Here is a 7,459-nt window from a genome sequence, read left to right as displayed (position 1 = left end):
TCTTGGTGCCGCCGACCTCGGCCTCCTTCCAGGCCTCTGCTGCGAAAGACGCGGCGGTGCTGAGCAAAAGCGCGGCCAACCCTAGTGTCACGGTTTTCATCGAAATCTCCCTGCTGATCCGAGGATGCGCGGCAATCGCGGCCTCGCTCGATCAACGCGCAGGTACCGACGTTTATTCCCGGGCATGCCAACACAATGGTGATTGGCAGAGGGGCCCGGGCGTCGCTATATCGGCCCGTAAAGTCGGAGTTCTGGAATGGCACTGGATATAGGCTATGTCAGCGCGGTCGGGGCAGGGGCGATCTCGTTCCTGTCGCCTTGCGTGCTGCCGCTGGTGCCGCCCTATCTCTGCTACATGGCCGGCGTGTCGGTCGACGATTTTCGCGGCAATGCCGGGGCAGCCGCCAAAGCCGGCGCCCGTACCGCGCTGCTTTATTCCTCGATTGCCTTCGTGCTCGGCTTCTCGACCGTGTTCGTCGCGCTGGGCGCCGGCGCCTCGAGCATCGGCCGCCTCCTGCGCGTCTGGCAGGAGCCGCTGGCAATGGGCGCCGGCGTGCTGATCATCCTGATGGGGCTGAATTTCCTCGGCATCCTGCGCATTCCGCTTTTATCGCGCGAGGCGCGTTTCCAGTCGCAGGGCAAACCGGCAAGCGCGGTCGCGGCCTATGTCATGGGACTGGCCTTCGCCTTCGGCTGGACGCCGTGCATCGGCCCGGTGCTGGGGCCGATCCTGACGCTGGCCGGCGGCCGCGAGACAGTGGGCGAAGGCGCATTGCTGCTCGCCGCCTATTCGCTCGGCCTCGGTATCCCATTCCTGATCGCGGCACTGTTTTCCGGCGCCTTCATGCGTTTCCTCGGCAAATTCCGCGTTCATCTCGGCCGCGTCGAGAAGGCGATCGGCGCATTGCTGGTCGTCGCCGGCGTGTTTTTCCTCACCGGCGGGGTGCAGGCCGTGTCGTATTGGCTGCTGGAGAATTTTCCGCTGCTGGGCCGGCTGGGATAAGGCTGTCGGTATCGGGTGAGCACAAGATTGAACCTGTGACCCGCTGATTAAGAGTCGGCTGCTCACCATCTCACCGGAATTTAACCGCATTGGTGCAGCATGGCGCCCACTGCTAGCATGATTTGATTCCCAACGCTTTTCCTATGGTTGTCCTTCCATGAACCAGAGAACATGCCTATCCGTCATCCTCGCCGCCGGCGAAGGCACGCGCATGAAGAGCGCGCTGCCCAAGGTGCTGCACCAGATCGCCGGGCTGCCGATGGTCGCGCATGTGGTCAAGGCGGCCGAGGCAGCGGGCGCCGGCGACCTTGCGCTGGTGATCGGCCACGGCGCCGAGGAGATGCGCAAGGCGGCGCAGAAATTCGCGCCGGAGGTAGAGGCTTTCGTGCAGGAAAAGCGCCTCGGCACTGCGCATGCGGTGCTTGCCGCGCGCGCTGCTATATCAAAAGGTTACGACGATATCCTCGTCATGTTCGGCGATACGCCGCTGATCGATCCGGACGCCCTCACGGCCGCGCGCCTGAAGCTGGCGCAAGGTGCTGCCGTCGTGGTCATCGGCTTCCGCACGGCGAACCCCACCGGCTATGGCCGCCTGATCGAAAAAGGTGGCAAGCTCGTCGCCATCCGCGAGGAAAAGGACTGCTCCGACGAGGAGAAGAAGATCACCTTCTGCAATGGCGGGCTGATGGCGATTGCCGGCAGCCAGGCGATGAAACTGCTCGACGCCGTCGGCAACAGGAACGCCAAGGGCGAATACTATCTCACCGATATCGTCGAGCTTGCCAGCAACCAGGGCCTCGATGTCGTCGCCACCGAAGCCAGCTTCGAGAATGCGCTCGGCATCAACAACCGCGCCGAGCTGGCACAAGCCGAAGGCATCTGGCAGGCACGCCGTCGGCACGAAGCGATGCTTTCGGGCGTGACGTTGATCGCGCCGGAAACCGTTTTCTTCTCGCACGATACCGAGATCGGCGCCGACACCATTGTCGAGCCGAACGTCTGGTTCGGGCCCGGTGTGAAGATCGCAGGCGGCGCCAGGATTCACGCCTTCAGCCATATCGAAGGCGCCATCGTCGCCGCTCATTGCGATGTCGGCCCCTTCGCGCGGCTGCGGCCGGGCGCCGATCTCAAACAGAAAGCCAAGGTCGGCAATTTCTGCGAGGTCAAGCAGGCCGTCATCGAGGAGGGCGCCAAGGTCAACCATTTGACCTATATCGGCGACGCGCGGGTGGGCGCCGGGGCCAACATCGGCGCCGGCACGATCACCTGCAATTATGACGGCTATCTGAAGCACTTCACCGATATCGGCGAGGGCGCCTTTGTCGGATCGAATTCCTCGCTTGTCGCGCCGGTCACCATTGGCAAGGGCGGCTATATCGCCTCGGGCAGCGTCATCACCGAAAGCGTGCCCGACGATGCGCTGGCCTTCGGGCGCGCCCGCCAGAAGACGATCCCCGGCAAAGGCAAGGAATTGCGCGAGCGCTTCGCGTCGGCCGCGGTTGCCAAAAAGAGGTAAAACCGGTCTTCAAAAACTGAACGATTGCAGTAACTGGATTGCAAGTGCGCTGTGTCATGATGCATGCGTACGAGACTGTTCCCATTACACGGAACGAAACGCAAAGTAACTTTCGCGAGAGCCCGGCAATCCGTAGATAGCGCCGGGTTCTGCCGGGGATTGGGGACTGTCTGCATGTGCGGTATCGTTGGAATTGTCGGCCATTCGCAGGTTGCGCCGCTCATCGTCGATGCGCTGAAGCGGCTTGAATATCGAGGCTACGATTCGGCCGGCGTCGCCACCATAGAGAAGGGGGCGCTTGGCCGCCGCCGCGCCGAAGGCAAGCTGGTCAATCTCGAACGCCGGCTGAAGGACGAGCCGCTCGACGGCACGATCGGCATCGGTCACACCCGCTGGGCCACGCATGGCGTGCCGAACGAGACCAACGCGCACCCGCATTTCTCCAATGGCGTCGCCATCGTCCACAACGGCATCATCGAGAATTTCGCCGAGCTGCGCGACGAACTGATCCGCGACGGCTATTCCTTCTCGTCGCAGACCGACACCGAGGTCGTCGCGCATCTGGTGGCGCGGGAAGTCGCGAAAGGCTTGAAGCCGGTCGATGCCGCGCACAAGGCGCTCAAGCGGCTGGAAGGCGCCTTTGCGCTGGCGATCATGTTCACGGGCGACGAGGACCTCATCGTTGGCGCTCGCAACGGCCCACCGCTGGCGGTCGGCCATGGCGACGGCGAGATGTTCCTGGGCTCCGACGCCATCGCGCTTGCCCCGTTCACCAATTCGATCACCTATCTGGAAGACGGCGACTGGGCGGTGGTGCGCCGCAGCGGTGTCGCCATCTTCGACATTGACGGCGAAAAGGTCGACCGCAAGCGCCAGCAGTCGCTCTCGACCAGCTTCATGGTCGACAAGGGCAATCGCCGCCACTTCATGGAGAAGGAAATCCATGAGCAGCCGGAGGTGATCTCGCACACGCTGGCGCATTATGTCGATTTTGTTTCCGGCGTCTCCAAGCCGCTCGACCTGCCGTTCGACTTTGCTACGATTAACCGGCTGGCGATTTCGGCCTGCGGTACCGCCTATCTCGCCGGGCTGATCAGCAAATACTGGTTCGAGCGCTACGCTCGGCTCCCGGTCGACATCGATGTCGCCTCTGAATTTCGCTACCGCGAAATGCCGCTGTCGAAGAACGACGCCGCCTTCTTCATCTCGCAATCGGGCGAGACCGCCGACACGCTGGCCTCGCTGCGCTATTGCCGCAAGGCCGGCATGAAGATCGGCGCCGTCGTCAACGTGCGGGAATCGACCATGGCGCGCGAATCCGACGTCATCTTGCCGACGCTGGCCGGGCCGGAGATCGGTGTCGCCTCGACCAAGGCCTTCACCTGCCAGTTGTCGGTGCTGGCTTCGCTCGCCGTCCGGGCAGGCGTGGCGCGCGGCACGATTTCGCGGGACGAGGAAAAGTCGCTGGTGCGGGCGCTTTCCGAGGCGCCGCGCTATGCCAACCAGGTGCTCAAGCTCGAAGAGCAGATCGAACGGATCGCGCGGGAACTGTCGCGCTACAAGGACGTGCTCTATCTCGGACGCGACACCAATTTCCCGCTCGCCATGGAAGGCGCGCTGAAGCTCAAGGAGATCTCCTACATCCACGCCGAAGGCTATGCCGCGGGCGAGTTGAAGCATGGCCCGATCGCGCTTATCGACGAGAACATGCCGGTCATCGTCATCGCACCGCATGACCGCATCTTCGAGAAGACGGTGTCCAACATGCAGGAAGTGGCGGCGCGCGGCGGCAAGATCATCCTGATCACCGACGCCAAGGGCGCCGCGCAGGCGAGCGTGAAGACGATGGAGACGATCATCCTTCCGGACGTGCCGGAAATCATCTCGCCGATCATCTACGCGCTGCCGATCCAGATGCTGGCCTATTTCGCCGCCGTTTTCATGGGCACCGACGTCGACCAGCCGCGCAATCTGGCGAAATCGGTGACGGTGGAGTAGGCGTTTTTTAAACAGGTGCTTTAAAAACTTCGCAGTTCCAAAGCGCCTTCCGGTTCACTAATGTTTGCGCTGCAACTCGCGCCCCGGTGAACCATGTCAGATGCTCTCAAGACCTCCGGCATGACCCGGCTGAGGAACTATTTCCTCACAGGCTTCGTCGTCTGCGCGCCGCTGGCGATCACCGCCTATATCGCGTGGTCCTTCATCGGTTGGGTGGATTCCTGGGTCAAACCCTATATTCCGGCACGCTACAGTCCCGATACCTATCTGCCGTTCCAGGTTCCGGGGTTCGGGCTGATCGTGGCGCTCGTCCTGATCACGCTGATCGGGTTCATGACCGCCAATATCGTCGGCCGTGCCATCGTCAATTTCGGCGAGCGCCTGCTTGGCCGCATGCCGCTGGTGCGGGGCATCTATCGCTCGCTGAAGCAGATTTTCGAAACCGTGCTGTCGAACAAAGGTGACATGTTCCGCCAGGTCGGCTTGGTCGAATATCCGCGCAAGGGGGTCTGGTCGCTGGTGTTCGTGGCCAGCGAGAAGGAAACCGAGATCAACCAGAAGCTTGACCAGGAAGGCGATCCGCTGACCGCTGTCTTCATGCCTTGCACGCCCAATCCGACGACGGGCTTCCTGATGTATGTGCCGAAATCGGACATCGTGCTGCTCGACATGACGATCGAGGATGGCGCCAAGCTGATCGTCTCGGCCGGGCTGGTGGCGCCGGAGGTGAAAACGAAGCTGGTGATGCTGAATGGCGAGCCGATCACGGGCACCCTGGCCAATCCGCCGCTCGGGCCTTATCCCGCCCGCAGGAGCCGCACCGCCTCGTCGCGGCCGAACAAGTAGAGCAGCAGGCGCAGCGCTTCGCCGCGCTCGGTCTGCAGGTCCGGATCCTGTGACAGGATCAGCCTTGCGTCATCGCGGGCCGCTTCGAGCAGGTCCGCATGCGCCTCGATGCGCGCGACCTGGAAGCCCGGCGTGCCGGACTGACGGGTGCCAAGCAATTCGCCTTCGCCGCGCAGCTTCAGGTCCTCCTCGGCGATCACGAAACCATCCTCGGTCTCGCGCATCACCGACAGGCGCCGCTTGGCCGTTTCGCCGAGCGGATCCTTGTAGAGCAATACACAGGACGAAGGCTTGTCGCCGCGCCCGACGCGGCCGCGCAACTGGTGCAGCTGGGCGAGGCCGAAACGTTCGGCGTGTTCGATGACCATGATGGTCGCGTCCGGCACGTCGACGCCGACCTCGATGACGGTTGTGGCAATCAGGATGCGCGTCTCGCCTTGCTTGAAGGCGCGCATCGCTTCGTCCTTCTCGGCGCCCTTCATGCGGCCGTGGACAAGGCCGATCCGGTCGCCGAACAGCGGCTTCAAGGAAGCAAAGCGGTCCTCGGCCGACATCAGCTTTATCTCTTCGGATTCTTCCACAAGCGGGCATATCCAGTAGATTTTCTGGCCGCCGGCCACCGCTTCCACCATGCGATCGACGAGTTCGTCCAGCCGCTCAAGCGGCAGCGTGACGGTGCGGATCGGCTGCCGGCCGGCCGGCTTTTCCGTCAGCTTGGAGACGTCCATGTCGCCGAAGGCGGTCAGCACCAGCGTGCGCGGAATGGGGGTTGCTGTCATCACCAGCATGTCTGGCGCGTCGCCCTTGGCGGTGATGGCAAGCCGCTGGTGAACGCCGAAGCGATGCTGCTCGTCCACGACGGCAAGGACGAGGTCGTGGAACGCCACCGTTTCCTGGAACAGCGCGTGCGTGCCGATGACAATGTCGATCTCGCCGCCGGCCAGCCCCGCCAGCGTTTCGGCGCGTTCGCGGCCCTTTTCGCGACCGGTGAGGATGGCCGTGCGCATGCCTGCCCGTTCCGCCAAGGGAGCGATCGTCGCCAGATGCTGGCGCGCCAGGATCTCTGTCGGCGCCATCAGGGCAGCCTGGCCGCCAGCCTCGACGGCACGCGCCATGGCCAGCAGCGCAACGACCGTCTTGCCGGAGCCGACGTCGCCTTGCAGGAGGCGCAGCATGCGCTCGGGGTCGGCGAGGTCGGCATTGATTTCGGCGAGCGCGAATTCCTGGGACGCGGTCAACGAATAGGGCAAGGCCGCGCGCAGCTTCTCGACGACCTGGCCGTCGCCGGTGAGTGGCCGGCCGGACAGCCTGCGAACCCTCGACCGGACCAGGGCCAGCGACACCTGGCCCGCCAGCAACTCGTCATAGGCAAGACGCCGCCATGCGGCGCCTTCGATGGCGACATCGATCGGGTCTGCGGGATGATGGATGCGGGCCAGCGCGTCACCGAAAGACGGGAAACTCTGGCGGCGCATGAAAGCGCCATCCTGCCACTCGGGCAGCTCCGGCAAACGGCCGAGCGCCTGGCCGATGGCGCGGCGCAGCACCTTGCCGGACAGTCCTGCCGTGAGCGGATAGACCGGCTCGACCAGCGGCAGGTTTTCGGCGTCGCCGGCTAAGGCGATATGATCTGGATGGACCATGGTCGGGCGACCGTTGAACCATTCCATGCGGCCGGAGACCACGACATGCTCACCCACCGGCATCGATTTTTCCAGATAGGCAGCATGGGCGTGGAAGAAAGTCAGCGCCACTTCGCCGGTATCATCGTGGGCGTAGACCCGGTAAGGCACCGACCTGTTGCCGCGCGGCGGCGGCTGGTGGCGGTCGATGCGCAGGTCGAGCGTCACGATGGCGCCTTCGGCCGAGCCGGCAATGCCCGGCCGGTTGCGGCGGTCGATGACGGTATGCGGCAGCACGAACAGGAGATCGCCGGCGCGCGCCGCGCGGTCGCCGAGATCGGCCGCGACGACCTTTTCGATCAGCGCGCCGACCTTCGGCCCGACACCGGCGAGCGACGTGATCGGGACGAAAAGCGGGTCGAGGATGGAAGGACGCATGATGTCAGCTTATGTCGCGGCGGCTGCAGCGCAAGG

At 63.9% G+C, this 7,459-nt stretch carries 5 protein-coding genes; 4 read left to right on the top strand and 1 reads right to left on the bottom strand.

What is annotated here, in order from left to right:
• Positions 1–256 precede the first annotated feature (256 nt).
• The 4 genes from FJ949_RS21730 to FJ949_RS21715 all read left to right on the top strand — a co-directional run bounded on the left by FJ949_RS21730 (position 257) and on the right by FJ949_RS21715 (position 5,363).
• On the top strand, positions 257–1,003 hold the full coding sequence (locus FJ949_RS21730; RefSeq protein ID WP_140498969.1) for a cytochrome c biogenesis CcdA family protein: 747 nt from the start codon (positions 257–259) through the stop codon (positions 1,001–1,003).
• A 157-nt stretch (positions 1,004–1,160) separates the two neighbouring features.
• Positions 1,161–2,519, top strand: a complete 1,359-nt coding sequence (glmU, locus tag FJ949_RS21725) for a bifunctional UDP-N-acetylglucosamine diphosphorylase/glucosamine-1-phosphate N-acetyltransferase GlmU (protein WP_140498967.1) — start codon at positions 1,161–1,163, stop codon at positions 2,517–2,519.
• A gap of 174 nt (positions 2,520–2,693) precedes the next feature.
• Complete coding sequence (gene glmS / locus FJ949_RS21720; RefSeq protein ID WP_140498965.1) at positions 2,694–4,517, top strand: glutamine--fructose-6-phosphate transaminase (isomerizing); 1,824 nt, start codon at positions 2,694–2,696, stop codon at positions 4,515–4,517.
• A gap of 93 nt (positions 4,518–4,610) precedes the next feature.
• Positions 4,611–5,363 carry a DUF502 domain-containing protein gene (locus FJ949_RS21715; protein WP_140498963.1) on the top strand — a complete coding sequence of 251 codons (753 nt, stop codon included), beginning with the start codon at positions 4,611–4,613 and terminating at the stop codon, positions 5,361–5,363.
• Here the strand turns inward: FJ949_RS21715 and recG are convergent.
• Positions 5,315–7,423 (bottom strand): ATP-dependent DNA helicase RecG, encoded by a 2,109-nt coding sequence (recG, locus tag FJ949_RS21710; RefSeq protein ID WP_140498961.1) that lies wholly within the window; start codon positions 7,421–7,423, stop codon positions 5,315–5,317. The two genes, FJ949_RS21715 and recG, sit on opposite strands and share 49 nt — an antisense overlap.
• Positions 7,424–7,459: the final 36 nt, after the last annotated feature.

This window comes from Mesorhizobium sp. B2-4-1 (genome assembly GCF_006442185.1).
Classification (GTDB): Bacteria; Pseudomonadota; Alphaproteobacteria; order Rhizobiales; family Rhizobiaceae; genus Mesorhizobium.
Note: the sequence above shows the minus strand (reverse complement) of the source record. Positions and strands in the feature narration are given on the sequence as shown.